16 protein-coding genes are annotated in these 12,181 nt (G+C 73.2%); 4 read left to right on the top strand and 12 right to left on the bottom strand.

Translation table 11 applies throughout. From position 1 onward, the window contains the following. Positions 1 to 163: 163 nt before the first annotated feature. From ABZS51_RS28185 to miaA, 8 genes are all read right to left on the bottom strand, one after another. Positions 164 to 427 carry an FAD-dependent oxidoreductase gene (locus tag ABZS51_RS28185; RefSeq protein ID WP_355446992.1) on the bottom strand — a complete coding sequence of 88 codons (264 nt, stop codon included), beginning with the start codon at positions 425 to 427 and terminating at the stop codon, positions 164 to 166. A 92-nt stretch (positions 428 to 519) separates the two neighbouring features. Further along, positions 520 to 882 (bottom strand): phosphomannose isomerase type II C-terminal cupin domain, encoded by a 363-nt coding sequence (locus tag ABZS51_RS28180; protein WP_310710431.1) that lies wholly within the window; start codon positions 880 to 882, stop codon positions 520 to 522. A gap of 218 nt (positions 883 to 1,100) precedes the next feature. Next, positions 1,101 to 3,377, bottom strand: coding sequence for a tetratricopeptide repeat protein (locus tag ABZS51_RS28175; RefSeq protein WP_355446987.1), 2,277 nt, complete (start codon positions 3,375 to 3,377; stop codon positions 1,101 to 1,103). Between the two features lie 19 nt (positions 3,378 to 3,396). Then, the gene (locus tag ABZS51_RS28170; protein ID WP_355446984.1) at positions 3,397 to 4,152 is read right to left on the bottom strand and encodes a hypothetical protein; all 756 of its coding nucleotides are present in this window, start codon (positions 4,150 to 4,152) and stop codon (positions 3,397 to 3,399) included. Positions 4,153 to 4,203: 51 nt separating this feature from the next. Continuing rightward, positions 4,204 to 5,016: a diaminopimelate epimerase gene (dapF, locus tag ABZS51_RS28165; RefSeq protein WP_310710434.1), complete on the bottom strand. Its 813-nt coding sequence runs from the start codon at positions 5,014 to 5,016 to the stop codon at positions 4,204 to 4,206. A gap of 91 nt (positions 5,017 to 5,107) precedes the next feature. Further along, the gene (locus ABZS51_RS28160; RefSeq protein WP_355446981.1) at positions 5,108 to 6,016 is read right to left on the bottom strand and encodes a hypothetical protein; all 909 of its coding nucleotides are present in this window, start codon (positions 6,014 to 6,016) and stop codon (positions 5,108 to 5,110) included. Next, complete coding sequence (locus ABZS51_RS28155; RefSeq protein WP_355446978.1) at positions 6,013 to 6,513, bottom strand: SigE family RNA polymerase sigma factor; 501 nt, start codon at positions 6,511 to 6,513, stop codon at positions 6,013 to 6,015. The genes ABZS51_RS28160 and ABZS51_RS28155 overlap by 4 nt, the downstream gene beginning before the upstream one ends. A gap of 97 nt (positions 6,514 to 6,610) precedes the next feature. Further along, on the bottom strand, positions 6,611 to 7,516 hold the full coding sequence (gene miaA / locus ABZS51_RS28150; protein ID WP_355446975.1) for a tRNA (adenosine(37)-N6)-dimethylallyltransferase MiaA: 906 nt from the start codon (positions 7,514 to 7,516) through the stop codon (positions 6,611 to 6,613). 83 nt (positions 7,517 to 7,599) lie between these two features. Here miaA and ABZS51_RS28145 point away from each other — a divergent pair, with 83 nt between their 5' ends. Further along, a complete protein-coding gene (locus ABZS51_RS28145) occupies positions 7,600 to 7,830 on the top strand; it encodes a hypothetical protein (RefSeq protein ID WP_355446972.1) in 231 nt (76 codons plus the stop codon). Positions 7,831 to 7,866: 36 nt separating this feature from the next. On the opposite strand, the gene ABZS51_RS28140 is transcribed toward ABZS51_RS28145, so the two are convergent. Then, positions 7,867 to 8,385: a methylated-DNA--[protein]-cysteine S-methyltransferase gene (locus tag ABZS51_RS28140; protein ID WP_355446970.1), complete on the bottom strand. Its 519-nt coding sequence runs from the start codon at positions 8,383 to 8,385 to the stop codon at positions 7,867 to 7,869. A 234-nt stretch (positions 8,386 to 8,619) separates the two neighbouring features. On the opposite strand from ABZS51_RS28140, the gene ABZS51_RS28135 reads away from it, so the two are divergent. From ABZS51_RS28135 to ABZS51_RS28125, 3 genes are all read left to right on the top strand, one after another. Beyond that, a complete protein-coding gene (locus ABZS51_RS28135) occupies positions 8,620 to 8,856 on the top strand; it encodes a hypothetical protein (protein ID WP_355446967.1) in 237 nt (78 codons plus the stop codon). 69 nt (positions 8,857 to 8,925) lie between these two features. Further along, complete coding sequence (locus ABZS51_RS28130) at positions 8,926 to 9,213, top strand: hypothetical protein (protein ID WP_355446965.1); 288 nt, start codon at positions 8,926 to 8,928, stop codon at positions 9,211 to 9,213. Between the two features lie 27 nt (positions 9,214 to 9,240). Continuing rightward, positions 9,241 to 10,155: a ribonuclease Z gene (locus ABZS51_RS28125; RefSeq protein WP_355446962.1), complete on the top strand. Its 915-nt coding sequence runs from the start codon at positions 9,241 to 9,243 to the stop codon at positions 10,153 to 10,155. 25 nt (positions 10,156 to 10,180) lie between these two features. Here ABZS51_RS28125 and ABZS51_RS28120 read toward each other — a convergent pair whose 3' ends face one another. The 3 genes from ABZS51_RS28120 to ABZS51_RS28110 all read right to left on the bottom strand — a co-directional run bounded on the left by ABZS51_RS28120 (position 10,181) and on the right by ABZS51_RS28110 (position 12,126). Further along, the gene (locus ABZS51_RS28120) at positions 10,181 to 10,531 is read right to left on the bottom strand and encodes a hypothetical protein (RefSeq protein ID WP_355446959.1); all 351 of its coding nucleotides are present in this window, start codon (positions 10,529 to 10,531) and stop codon (positions 10,181 to 10,183) included. A 68-nt stretch (positions 10,532 to 10,599) separates the two neighbouring features. After that, entirely contained in the window at positions 10,600 to 11,280 is a 681-nt protein-coding gene (locus ABZS51_RS28115; RefSeq protein ID WP_355446956.1) for a hypothetical protein, read from the bottom strand. A 60-nt stretch (positions 11,281 to 11,340) separates the two neighbouring features. Then, the gene (locus tag ABZS51_RS28110; RefSeq protein WP_355446953.1) at positions 11,341 to 12,126 is read right to left on the bottom strand and encodes an isocitrate lyase/phosphoenolpyruvate mutase family protein; all 786 of its coding nucleotides are present in this window, start codon (positions 12,124 to 12,126) and stop codon (positions 11,341 to 11,343) included. Positions 12,127 to 12,181 lie beyond the last annotated feature (55 nt).

Raw genomic sequence — 12,181 nt, 5'->3', positions numbered from 1 at the left:
CGCACGCCACCGCCGCCGGCTCGTCGCGCGGCACATGGAGAACGCCCAGGGCCCGGCCCGCGTCGAGCGACGGCCACAGCCGCGCGGACCGCGCCGGGTCGACCAGCTCGGCCTGGACCCCTCACGCCTCGGCCCGGCGCTCGGGGGTGGTGGCCACGTCCAGTCAGCCGACCCGGTCGAAGCAGGGCCGCCCGCCGGGGGTCAGCCCTCCGTACTCGCGGACCGTGTACGCGGCGAACTTCGTCATGGCCTTCGACGGGTCGGTCCGGAAGACCGGGCCGGGGGCGTGGGAGCCGGAGCCCCCGGTGGCGTGGAGCGGGCGCTGCTCGACGACGGTGACGTCGGTCCGGCCGCGTTCGGTGAGCTCGTCGGCCAGGGCACAGCCGACGATGCCGGCTCCGTGGATCACCAGACGCGGCCGGCCCACCATGCGTCCTCTGGGTTCTTATTACGCGGCAAGCGCCGGATCAGCCGGCGACGATGGCTCGCCGAACAAAGGCCGCCGGCCGCTGCGGGACGTCAGGAGCGGCCGTAGGAGTCCTCGAGACGCTCGATGTCGTCCTCGTCGAAGTGGCCGAACGCGATCTCCAGGATGCGCGTGGCCGGGCCGGACGAGCTCAGCCGGTGGGTCTGGCCGCGCCGGATCAGGATGCGCTCGCCCACCTCGGGCTCCAGGCGCTTGCCGTCGACCTCGAACACGCTGCCCGGGTCGAGCGCCACCCACAGCTCGTCGCGGTGCTCGTGCCGCTGGAGGCTGAGCCGCTCCCCGGGCAGGACTTCGATGATCTTCACGGTGGACGGCTCGTTGAGCGTGAACCGCTCGAAGCCGCCCCACGGGCGCTCGTCCCGGATGACCGCGGCCAGCCTGTCGATGTCCTGCATCGTCCCCTCCACGTCTGTCGCGCGGGCAGTGCCCCCCGCGCGAGGTTTCACGGCATCGGGGAGGGCCCGGGGCGCGTCGCGGGCCGTTCTCCGATCCGGAGCGCAAGTTACCAGGTGATCCATTCCCACGCCCCGGCGGATCACCCTCACCGGACCACCCGACCCGCGACCACGACCCGGGCGCCCGTGCGCGGGCACCCGAGACCGCGTGACCTCGGCTAGAGGCCGTACTCCTTCACGATGCGCTCGTGCCGCTCCACCTCGACGTCGACCTCGCGCGCCAGGTCGAGCCAGGCCAGCGGGTGCGACCAGCGCTCGGTGGCGTCGTCGAGCAGGGCGTCGACCTCGACCGCCGACACACCGGGCGGGACCGCCACCCAGCCGAAGACGCCGGGCAGCGGCTCGCCGCTGGTGGGGTGGGTGATCGTGTAGTTGTCGTCGCTGTAGACCCACATCGGCCAGCCGCGCTCGGCCATGACCTCGGTGAACTCCGCCCAGTCCTCCTCGCTCGGCGCGGCGCCGTCGAAGAAGTAGCTGGTGTAGCCGCCGGGCCGCAGGATGCGCACCGCCGCGAACGGGGGCACGAAGTTCTGCGCCTCCTGGGGGTCGTCCGGGACCGGCTCCAGCAGCTGCGGGTCGAACACCACGAGGTCGCCCGCGTTGTAGTCCATGCCGCGCGGCTGCGGCAGGGCGAGCCGGGCGGTGGCCGGGCCGGTGCGGATGGACAGCACCTGCCGCTGGCCGCCGTCGGGCGCGGGGAGGATGACCCGGATGAGGCCCATCTCCTCCTCGATCGGCCCCGTGGTCGTCTTGATCGGCATGCCGATCTTGGCCGCGCCCTTGCGGACGGTGTCCCAGTCCTCGGCGGAGGTGGCCATGACGACCATGCGCCAGGTGTCCTCCTCGGTGAGCTCGTCGAGGATGGCGAGCAGCGCCTGGGCGCCCTTGGCGTTGTCGTCGAGCTGCTGGGCGGCGGCGGCGACGATCCGGCGGCCCTCGATGCCCGAGCCGGCCGCGACGGCGTGCTCGGCGGCCTCCAGCGCCTCCGGCCAGCGCTCGCGGGCCATGTGCAGGCGGGCCAGCGTGAGCTGCTGCTGGTCGTGCGGGAGCATCGCGGCCATCTGCTCCAGCCGCTCGTCCTGGCGGGCCTCGACGAGCAGCGTGGTCAGGTAGGCGATGTCATCGGCGTCGGCGGTCGCGACGTCGCCCTCGTCGACGAGCAGCTTCCAGTAGATGTCGGCGCCCGTGGCGGGGTAGCCGAGGTAGCCGAGCGTGGTGGCGTGCCGGCGGGTGGTCTCGAGGTCCTGGCCGGACAGCGGCGAGAGCCAGCCGGCCCAGCGCTCGGGGTCGGCGTTGTGGCCGTCGGCGGCGTCGAAGTAGGCGACGCGCTCGGCGACGGGGCCCGGCGCGGGCGGCTCGGGGGTCGCGTCGGCGGCGGCGCGCAGGGCCGCGATCCGCTCGGCCAGGCCGGTGCTGTCGCGCAGCTCGACCGTGCCGGACTCGGCGAGGCCGGCCAGCAGCCGGGCCTGCCACACGCCCTGCCGGGCGATGGCCAGGTCGCCGGCGATCAGGGCCAGCTCGACGCGGGAGCGGTAGCCGCCCATCATGCCGAAGTAGTCGATCCACTGGCGGATCACCCGGCCGAGCTGCCAGGTGTTGGTGATCTGGGAGGAGCCGGCCAGCAGGCTGACGGCGCGGGTCCACTCGACCCAGTCGCCCGGGTGCTCGCCCACCACGTCGAGGTCGGGCAGCGCGTCGACGGCCTCGGCGACGCGACCCAGCGTGGCCAGGATGAGCGCGCGGCGCACACCGTCGCGGTGGGGCTTGGCCACCGGGTCGTCGGCCTGGAAGTCGGCGGCGGCCTGGAGCGCGTTCAGCGCGTCCTCGGCGCGGCCGGCGGCGAGCAGCGCGCGGGCGCTCTCCGCGCCCAGCTCCCAGGTCGCCTGGCGGCCGGCGGCGCTCAGCCGCTCGACGGCGGCCTCGGCGTAGGAGACGGCCTCGCCCGCCCGGCCCGCGTCGGTGAGGGCCGAGACGTACTGCGTGACCAGCCCGGTGTAGACCGGGCCGGCCGGGTCGGCGGCCTCGATGGCCGCGCCGAGCTTCTCCAGGCGCTGGGGCGCGTAGCCGGGGCCGTCGGCGTTGGCCCAGGCGAGCGCGAGCGCCTCGACGGCCGCCGGGGCCGCCGGACAGTCGCGGACGTCTTCGCGCTCGGCGAACGCGAGAAGCTGCTCGGCGTCGCCGACCGCGACCGCGCCCTGGGCGCGGTCGCCCACGCGGCCGATCAGGTGCCAGTAGCGGGCGTAGAACTCCAGCCAGGGCAACTCCAGGGTCTCCGCCTGCTGCGCGATGGCCGGAGCCATGACGTCGAGCTGCGGGTACCGGCCCTCGTAGGCCTGTGCGGGGAGGTCTCCCAGCGCCATGGCGAGGCCCACGTTGCCCGCCTCAGAAAGCTGCTGCTGGGTATCGCCGACCCAGGCCCAGATGTCCACGTCCATGGCAAGCCAGTCTGCCAGGTCAACGAGCCTGCCCAAAACGCAGAAGCTCGATGAGCTCGTCCGATTCGTCACTGTTCAGCACGGAAAAAACCGGTGCCAGGAGATCGTCCGTCGTGTCCTCCACGGCCGCTCGGCGCGCGACGAGCTCCGGCCCCGGCTGCGGATACGGCTCCGGCCACTGGAAGAACGCGGCCATCGCCTCACCGGTCACCTGGCCGAACGGCGATCCGTCGTGCCCGGCGGCGAGCATCGCGTCGAGGGGGTCCATGCCCGCCGCGATCACCGCGTTGGCGTGCAGGCCGCCGCGCAGCTCGCGGACGACGTGCATGAGGTGCGCGGCCCGCGCGGGCGGATCGTCCGGCAGGGGCACGGCCCGCCATCCGGCGAACAGCGGCGCCCCGGGCGCGGGGGCGTGCTCGACGACCCGTTCGAGCAGCTCGGCGATCCGGCCGCAGCCGTCGTGGTCGCCGAGCCGGCGCCGCCCCCAGGCGTGGCACGCGCCGGCGTAGAGCGCGACGGCCTCGCCGACGGGCAGCCGGCGCCCGCTGTTCCAGCTCTCCTCGACGTGGGCGCGCGGGAAGAACACGGCGACCGAGGCGACGACGTCGGCCGCGCACTCGCCGAGCACCCCGCAGCGCCCTCGGAAGTACAGCTCGCGGGCGCCCAGGCCGAGCTTCTCGCACAGCGCCTTGGCCTCGCGCGAGACCATGAAGCCGCCGCCGTACTGACCGATGGGTCCCTTCACCAGCCGCGCGGTGGTACGTGGATCCGCCATGGTCCACCCCTCTCGGTTCGAAAAGTGAACCGAGCATCCCTCAGGAGAACATCATTCTGCAAGCATCAGCTCCCCCGCCGCGACGATGACCGCCGGGCCCGCCAGGTAGCTCGTCTCGACGCCCAGCGTGACGGTCAGCGTGCCACCCGGCACCTCGACGGTCCAGGTGCCGGTGATGTCGCCGCTCAGCGCCGCCGCCGCCACGGCCGTCGCGACCGCGCCGGTGCCGCACGAGCGGGTCTCGGCCGAGCCGCGCTCGTACACGCGCATGACCGCGCGCGCCGGGCCCACCGGGTTGAACAGCTCGATGTTGACGCCGCCGGGGAAGATCGACGTGTCGAAGGCCGGCTGGTGGCTGAGGTCGAGCTGGACCACCGGCTCGCCGGTGGCGCAGGCCAGGTGCGGGTTGCCCATGTCGATGTGCAGGCCCTCGAACTCCTGGCCCGCCACGGTGGCGACGCTGCGGCCGTGCACGACGGGCAGGCCCATGTCGACCGTCACGTCCCCGGAGACGTCGAGGGCCACCCTCCGGACCCCGCCCCTGGTCGCGACGGCGAACTCGCCCGGCTCGGCCAGGCCGGCGTCGACGAGGTAGCGGGCGAAGACGCGCGTGCCGTTGCCGCACATCTCGGCCGCGTGGCCGTCGGCGTTGCGGTAGTCCATGAACCACTCGGCCTCGCCCGCCAGGTCGGACACCTCCGGGCTGAGCTTGGTCCGGACCACGCGGAGCACGCCGTCGGCGCCGATGCCGGCGCGCCTGTCACAGATGGTCGCCACGAGCGAGGCCGGCAGGTCCAGCTCGCCGTCGTGATCGGGCAGGATGACGAAGTCGTTCTCGGTGCCGTGCCCCTTGAGAAAGCGCATTGAGCAATTTTATGCCCAGCCCGGGGACCAGCTGTTCAGCGGGAGGCGCGGCGGCGCGGCTGGACCCGCCCGCGCCCGTCGCGCCCTGTCGTCAGGGCGTCCTGGCGCCGAGTTCGGGGCCGAAGGCGCCGTCCGACGGAGTCGCGACCTGTGCCGAGGTCTCGGGCTGCGCCGAAGGTTCGCCCCTCGGTCCAGGTTCGGCGCTTGATGAAGGCGTGGCTCCGGCGGGCCGGTCATAGACGCCGACGGCCCACCTGCCCGGCCGCTCGCCGACCAGGGCGGACAGCCGTTCGCGCACGCCGGGGCGCATCAGCGCCCGGGCCTGGGCCGACTCGTCGTCACAGCCCTTCGACCTGGACTTGGGGGCCGGCCTGCAGTCTGTGAGAGCCTTCGCCGCCTCCCGCACCGGAGCGTCAGCCGGGAAGACCCAGACCTGCAGGGACTGCGGACCCTTCAGCCAGCCGGAGGGCGCCGAGAGCTCGTCGTGGTGCCCGCCCCCTCTTCCCGTGCACCGCCCGGCCGTACCGCCCGTCTCACCGCCCTTGAGCGGAAGCACCGTGACCACCCAAGCCCCAGGATCGTCGCAGACGACCTTGTACCCGGTGGAGAAGCTGGTCGGAGCGAAGGTCACCGTCCGGCCGACGCCCGTCGTCGCGAACCGCTCGGAGTGGAGGAGGGGGAGGTCGTACTCCTCGGCCCCCAGCATCACGTGGAACTCCCCGGGCAGCTCCGGGCCCGTCTCGACCTGGGCCTTGTCCACAGGACGCTGCGCGACCGCCGCATGCTGCGCCCGGGGTGGCCCCGCCACCAGGCCGTTCACCAGTCCCGCGGCGGTGACGGCCAGCGCCGTCGCCGTCAGGGCCGTCGCCGCCCGCCGGGTACGCCGCATGCGGCGGCCCCGCCGTACGATCGCGTCGAGATGGGGGGACGGCTCGCCGCCGGTCCGGTGCCGGGCGTGCTCGGCCAGGAAGTCGCGCAGGTCGCTCTCGGTGTGCCTCATCGCTGGACCCTCTCCAGGTTCATGGTCTGAATGTCCGGATCGACGCGGAGACGGGTGAGGGCCCGGCTCAGCTGGCTCTTCACCGCTCCGAGTGAGCAGCCGACGATGTCGGCGACCTGGGTGAGCGTCCGTCCCTCGAAGTAGTGCAGGACGATCACCGCGCGCTGGCGTGGGGAGAGGGTGCCGATCGCGCTCCACAGCGCCGTCCGGTCGTCCACCTCGGCGGCCCGGTCACGGGTGTCGGCCGTCTCGGGGACGCTCTCGGCCGGGACCTCGCGGCGCCAGCGCCGGCGCCACCATGAGGCGTGGGTGTTCACGATGATGCGATAGACGTACGGATCGGGGTTGCCCTCGATCCGCCGCCAGGCGACCCACGCCTTCGCCAGTGCCGTCTGCACCAGGTCCTCGGCCGTGCCCCAGTCCCGGGCGAGGAGGTAGGCCATACGGCACAGCCGTAAGTGCCGCTGTGCCACGTATGCGGCGAACTCTTCGTCCATCCACCTTCTCCGTATCGTCGTCTCCGGCGATGACTACCGCCTGGGAGGCGCGTTCGGATGACAGGTGTCACGGACGAGATTCCGTGGGTGCGGGCTCTCAGGCCGTGGCGCCGCCCGCGATGAGCGACAGGGAGCGGTCGAGCAGGTCGGGTGCGTCGTACGGCAGCCAGTGGACCCGCGGGTCACGGCGGAACCACGACTCCTGGCGGCGGGCGAAGCGCCTGGTGGCCCGGACCGTCTCGGCGAACGCCTGCTCCTCCGTCCACTCCCCCTCCAGGAAGCGCAGCACCTGGGCGTACCCGAGGGCGCGGCTCGCCGTGCGGCCCCGCGCGAGCCCCCGGTCGAGCAGGCCCCGCACCTCCTCCACCAGGCCGGCCGCCCACATGCGCTCCACCCGCAGGGCGATCCGCTCGTCCAGCTCGGGCCTCGGCACCTCCAGCCCGATCTGCACGCAGGGGTAGACCCCCTCGTAGGACGGCATGGTCGCCGAGAACGGCCGGCCGGAGTGCTCGATCACCTCCAGCGCGCGCACGATGCGACGGCCGTTGCTGGGCAGGATCGCCGCGGCGGCGACCGGGTCCTCGCGCGTCAGCCGCTCGTACAGCGGCGCCGGGCCCGTCTCGGCCAGCTCCGCCTCCAGGCGGGCCCTGATCACCGGGTCGGTGCCGGGGAACTCCAGGTCGTCGACGGCCGCCCGCACGTAGAGGCCGCTGCCGCCGACCAGCACGGGCACCGCCAGCGCGTCGAGCAGCGCCCTGGCCAGCTTCTGGTACTCGGCGACGCTCGCCGTGACCGTGACGTCCCAGATGTCCAGCAGATGGTGGGGGACGCCGCGCCACTCCTCAGGAGTCAGCTTGGCCGTGCCGATGTCCATGCCCCGGTAGAGCTGCATGGAGTCGGCGTTGACGCATTCGCCCCCCAACCGCAGGGCGATGTCCACGGCGAGGTCGGACTTCCCGGCGGCCGTAGGACCGACGACGGCGATGACTGGCTGCTGGCGCACACCGATAAGTGTGTCAACTGTCGGGGTATGGGATGACCGACGGCCCCCGGCACCGTCCGGGGGATCACTGATCGGGGGATCAGATGTCCATCATCGAGAAGATCAAGGACATGTTCGGGGCGCACGGCAAGCACCACCAGGTACCACCGCAGGGCGATCCGATGGAGGGCCTGCGCGACCGCCCGGCCGACGCGGCGGGCGGCACCACGAGCGGCCCCACCGGCGGCACCACGAGCGGCCCCGGGGGCACCACCGCGGGCCCCGGCCAGGACATGGGCGACCAGGACGGCCCCGCCGAGGGCACCGAGGGCTGACCCTCGGCCCCGGGACGGCCGAGCCGGCGGAGCGGGCTAGAGGTCCAGCAGCATCGGCTGCAGATAGCCCTCGTGGGTCAGCAGCCGGCGCTTCGTCTCCACGCCCTCGCCGCCGCTGAACCCGCCCAGCCCGTTGCCCGCGATCACGCGGTGGCAGGGCACCACGATCGGGATCGGGTTGGAGCCCATGATGGAGCCGATCCCGCGGGCCGGCACGGCCGAACCGCTGCGCGCGGCCAGCTCCCCGTACGTCACGGCCGTGCCGTAGGGCACCCGGTGGAGCGCCTGGAGCACCACCCGCCGCGCGCCCGAGGTCAGCCGCCAGTCGATCGGGGTCTCGAAGACCCGGAGCTCTCCGGCGAAATAAGCGTTCAGCTCGGAGACCACCAAGGCCGTACGATCCGGGTCATGAACCTCAGCCAGGCCGGGCCCCAGGCGCTCGTGCGCCGCCATGGCCCCGCCCCAACCGAGGGCGACGAGCCCCTCCTCGGTGACGGCGGGCACCAGCGTCCCCACCGGGGTCGACACCTCGGCGAACGCCACTGTGGTCATCATGTCCTCGCGTGAACTCGTGGTGCTCGGCACCTCCAGCGCCGTGCCTACCCGTCACCGTAACCACAATGGGTAGAAATTTCTTTCGAGTTACACCAACGGACGAGCCGGTGATGAGCTGCGGAGGTGTCTCGAAATGGGCAGACCGTAGGTGTGGATTCTCGGTCTCGATACGCAAGCCGCCGGTCGTATCTCGTTCCCGCTCGTCTCGACGAGCTGGTCGGGCCGGTCGCCGGCGTGGCGGAGCTGCCCACCCACCTCGACTGGTCGGAGCAGCGGGTTCACGACCTGGATGACGATGCCCAACTGGGCCTCATGTACGAGCGTGTCATCCGTGAGGCGGCTCACATCGACGACCTACGTACCTACCTGAACGCTTCAATCCTGATCCGCGTCTGGCCGCGCCTTTTCCTCCCCGTCCTGGCGAGGCAGACATGGGAAGCCCGCTTCCGTCATCTGGTGCGGGCCGCGTAGCCACCATGGACCCTCTACACGTACGGGCAACCAAGATCGGGTTGTCCCGGCTTCGCCCGCCTTTTGGTCATGGACGATGTGGGGCGTTCCGCGAAGGTCGAAATGGCAGTCGACTGGCGCGCCCATCCACCGGTCCGTTTGGAGATCGGCCCTGTTCTGCACCAGGACGACGCTGTCGCGAACAAGGTGGCCGCTCTCTACAGCCAGGCCGAAGTCCGTGACTTCGTCGACGTCGACGCGGTGCTGCGCAGTGGCCGTTACACCATGGACGAGCTGAGCCGACGGATCCCTGATCAAGCACTCGCTCACCACGGCCTGACGGATGCCGCGTCGCTTGGGGCAGGAATCGCCACATAGCCGCATCGAGCGTCTAGCATCACGCTCGTGTCAAACCGCGAGCTCGTAGTCCTCGGCACCTCCAGCGCCGTGCCTACCCGCCACCGTAACCACAATGGGTACTTTCTGCGATGGGACGGTCAGGGCTACCTGTTCGACCCGGGCGAGGGCACGCAGCGGCAGATGGCGTACGCCGGGCTGAGCGCGAGCGACGTGCACTGGCTGTGCCTGACCCACTTCCACGGCGACCACTGCCTCGGCGTGCCCGGCGTCGTCCAGCGCATCGCCCGCGACAAGGTGCGCCACCCGGTACGGGCCCTGTTCCCGGCCTCCGGACGTACCTACTGGCAGCGACTGCGTCACGCCGCCGCCTTCGCCGACACCGACGTCATCGCCGAGCACCCCCTCGACGGCGACCACGCCGTCCTGGGGCAGCTCACCGCCCGCCGCCTGTCGCACCCCGTCGAGTCCTACGGCTACCGCCTCCAGGAGCCCACCGGCCGGCGCATGCTGCCCGACCGGCTGGCCGCCCACGGCATCCGCGGCGCGGAGATCGGCGAGCTGCAGCGCACCGGGTCGGTCCGCGGCGTCACCCTCGACGAGTGCAGCGTCGTCCGGCCGGGCCAGAGCTTCGCCTTCATCATGGACACCCGCCTGTGCGACGCCGTCTTCGAGCTGGCCGACCGCACCGACCTGCTCGTCGTCGAGTCCACGTTCCTGTCGGCCGAGGAGTCGCTCGCGCGGGAGTACGGCCACCTCACCGCCGAGCAGGCCGGGCTCGTCGCCGCCCGCGCGGGCGCCCGCTGCCTGGTCCTCACCCACTTCTCGGAGCGGTACGGCTTCGCCGACGAGCCGGTCTTCCTCGCCGAGGCGCGCCGCCACTACGACGGCGACGTCGTCCTCGCCCGTGACCTGACGACCGTCCCCGTCCCCCGCCGCCCCCGCCACCTGACCGTCCGGTGACGGCGGACCCTCACCGGTGCGCCGGTCAGCCGCCCTGCGACCAGGCGGCCACGGGGAGCGAGAGGTAGACGCCGAAGTCGTCCAGCCCGGTAGCGGCGGCGATGCTCTCGTGCAGCAGGTCCACGCGTTCCTGACGGTTCGCGGCCCTGCTCTCGAACCACTTCGACCGCACCTCGATCACGATGTCCAGGCCGCCGCGGTCCAGCGGGCCGTACGGCCGGAACCTCAGGTCCACGTCCCCGGGCCGCAGGTCGCCGTCATAGGGCTCCTCGGGGCACTCCACGGCCTTCGACACCAGGTGCGGCAGCGCCGACGCGAGCTCGCGCAGCGTGGATTCGGCGACGTGCGGGGCGTAGGTGATCGCGACGAGGGGCATCGCATCAACCTAGCGCCGCGCGCGCGAGCGCGGCGCCGCGACCAGGGTCAGGTCCGGGGCAGCCGTGGTCATGTCCAGGTGGCCACGAAGTAGCCGACGCCGTAGGGGGCCGCATCGGCCAGCAGCCGCCCCTTGAACCCTCCGGAGCCTTCCCGGCCCGCCGCGCCCGCGAGGACCTGGAGGGCGGCGCGCCCGGCCACCCACAGCTCCGCGGCCTCCCCCGGGTCGAGCCGGGCGAGCGCCGCCGCGTCGGCGTCGGCCACCGCCCGGACGACGAGGTCGTTGTACGGCTGGGCGGCCGGGTCGTGGTAGCCCGGCGACTTCGGGGTCAGCCGGGCGGAGCCGTCCGCCATGACCAGCAGCGACACCCTGCCCTCCCGCGCCAGCGCCTCCCCCAGCGCCAGGCATGCGGCCGGCTCCGCGTCGAACGCCACGGCCTCGAACCCGTCCGCCCGCCGCTCGCCCAGCAGCCGGCGGCCGATGGTCAGCGACAGCGGCAGCACCGGCTCGCCCTCGCCCACGGTGACGTCCACGCCCCAGGGCCGGAGGGTCCCCGCCGACCGGCCGCCGTACGAACCGGCCGACTCGGCTCCGCCCACCACGACGAGCCGGTCGGCGGCGGCGGCGTCGAGCTCGGCGAGCGCCTCCCGGCAGGCCGCGCGCAGGCCGTCCAGCTCGTGGGCGGCCGCGCCGGCCAGCTCGGGGACGATCAAGGGCGGATGCGGGCAGACCGCCGCGGCGACAAGCACACGCCCAGCGTATGCCCACCCGTACGCCCCCCTGGGCACGGGACAGAGCGCAGGGGGCGGTCACGCGTACGGGTCGCGGCCCTCGGCGATGGCCTGGATGAGGCGCTTCGTGTAGGCGTGCGCCGCCCCGTGAAGCCCGTGGCCGAAGCTGACCCGGGCCACGCCCAGCTCCGCGAGCCGGGACAGAGGAGGGGTGCCCGGCCGGAACAGGACGTTGACCGGCGCACCGACCTCCGCGACCAGGCGCTCGATCTCCTTCTCGTCGTTCGCCCCGATCGGGTAGACGCAGTCGGCGCCCGCGTCGAGGTAGCGCCGCGCGCGCCGCACGGCCTCCTGACGGGTGCCGTCGCCGGCGAGGTACGTGTCCACCCGCGCGTTGATCACCAGTCGCGGCCCGGCGGCGGCCCGCACCCCGGCCAGGAAGTCCGCCTGTCTGCCCGGATCGACCAGCTCGCCGGTACGCGGGTCGGAGTCCTCCAGGTTGCAGCCCACGGCCCCGGCGGCCAGCAGCCGCTCCACCAGCTCGGCCGGCGGCAGGCCGTAGCCCCGCTCGACGTCGGCGGTGACCGGGACCGGGACGGCCCTGGCGATGCGGCCGATCGCGGCCATCATCTCGGCGGCGGGCGTCCCCTCGCCGTCCTCGTACCCGAGGACCGGCGCGACGGCGGCGCTGCCCGTGGCCACCACGGGGAACCCGGCCTCGACCACGGCCCGCGCCGAGGCCGCGTCCCAGGCGTTCGGCAGGACCAGCGGGTCGCCCGGCACGTGCAGACTCCGCAGCAGGGTCGCGGCCTTCCCCGGGGCGGGCGGCCGGTCGTCGCCGACGGTCTCTTCGTCGCTCGTCATAGGGCCGACCCTAGGGCGGCGGCGGACCGGGTCACAGGTCCACTGGGAGCGTGAA

It is taken from the genome of Nonomuraea sp. NPDC005501 (genome assembly GCF_040605905.1).
Lineage (GTDB): Bacteria > Actinomycetota > Actinomycetes > Streptosporangiales > Streptosporangiaceae > Nonomuraea.
Note: the sequence above shows the minus strand (reverse complement) of the source record. Positions and strands in the feature narration are given on the sequence as shown.

Coding starts and splice junctions, on each gene's coding strand:
- ABZS51_RS28175 (WP_355446987.1), bottom strand. CDS start 3,377: ATGGACGTGGACATCTGGGCCTGGGTCGGCGATACCCAGCAGCAGCTT.
- ABZS51_RS28180 (WP_310710431.1), bottom strand. CDS start 882: ATGCAGGACATCGACAGGCTGGCCGCGGTCATCCGGGACGAGCGCCCG.
- dapF (WP_310710434.1), bottom strand. CDS start 5,016: ATGCGCTTTCTCAAGGGGCACGGCACCGAGAACGACTTCGTCATCCTG.
- ABZS51_RS28140 (WP_355446970.1), bottom strand. CDS start 8,385: ATGATGACCACAGTGGCGTTCGCCGAGGTGTCGACCCCGGTGGGGACG.
- ABZS51_RS28170 (WP_355446984.1), bottom strand. CDS start 4,152: ATGGCGGATCCACGTACCACCGCGCGGCTGGTGAAGGGACCCATCGGT.
- ABZS51_RS28120 (WP_355446959.1), bottom strand. CDS start 10,531: ATGCCCCTCGTCGCGATCACCTACGCCCCGCACGTCGCCGAATCCACG.
- ABZS51_RS28155 (WP_355446978.1), bottom strand. CDS start 6,513: ATGGACGAAGAGTTCGCCGCATACGTGGCACAGCGGCACTTACGGCTG.
- ABZS51_RS28145 (WP_355446972.1), top strand. CDS start 7,600: ATGTCCATCATCGAGAAGATCAAGGACATGTTCGGGGCGCACGGCAAG.
- ABZS51_RS28130 (WP_355446965.1), top strand. CDS start 8,926: ATGGACGATGTGGGGCGTTCCGCGAAGGTCGAAATGGCAGTCGACTGG.
- ABZS51_RS28160 (WP_355446981.1), bottom strand. CDS start 6,016: ATGAGGCACACCGAGAGCGACCTGCGCGACTTCCTGGCCGAGCACGCC.
- ABZS51_RS28110 (WP_355446953.1), bottom strand. CDS start 12,126: ATGACGAGCGACGAAGAGACCGTCGGCGACGACCGGCCGCCCGCCCCG.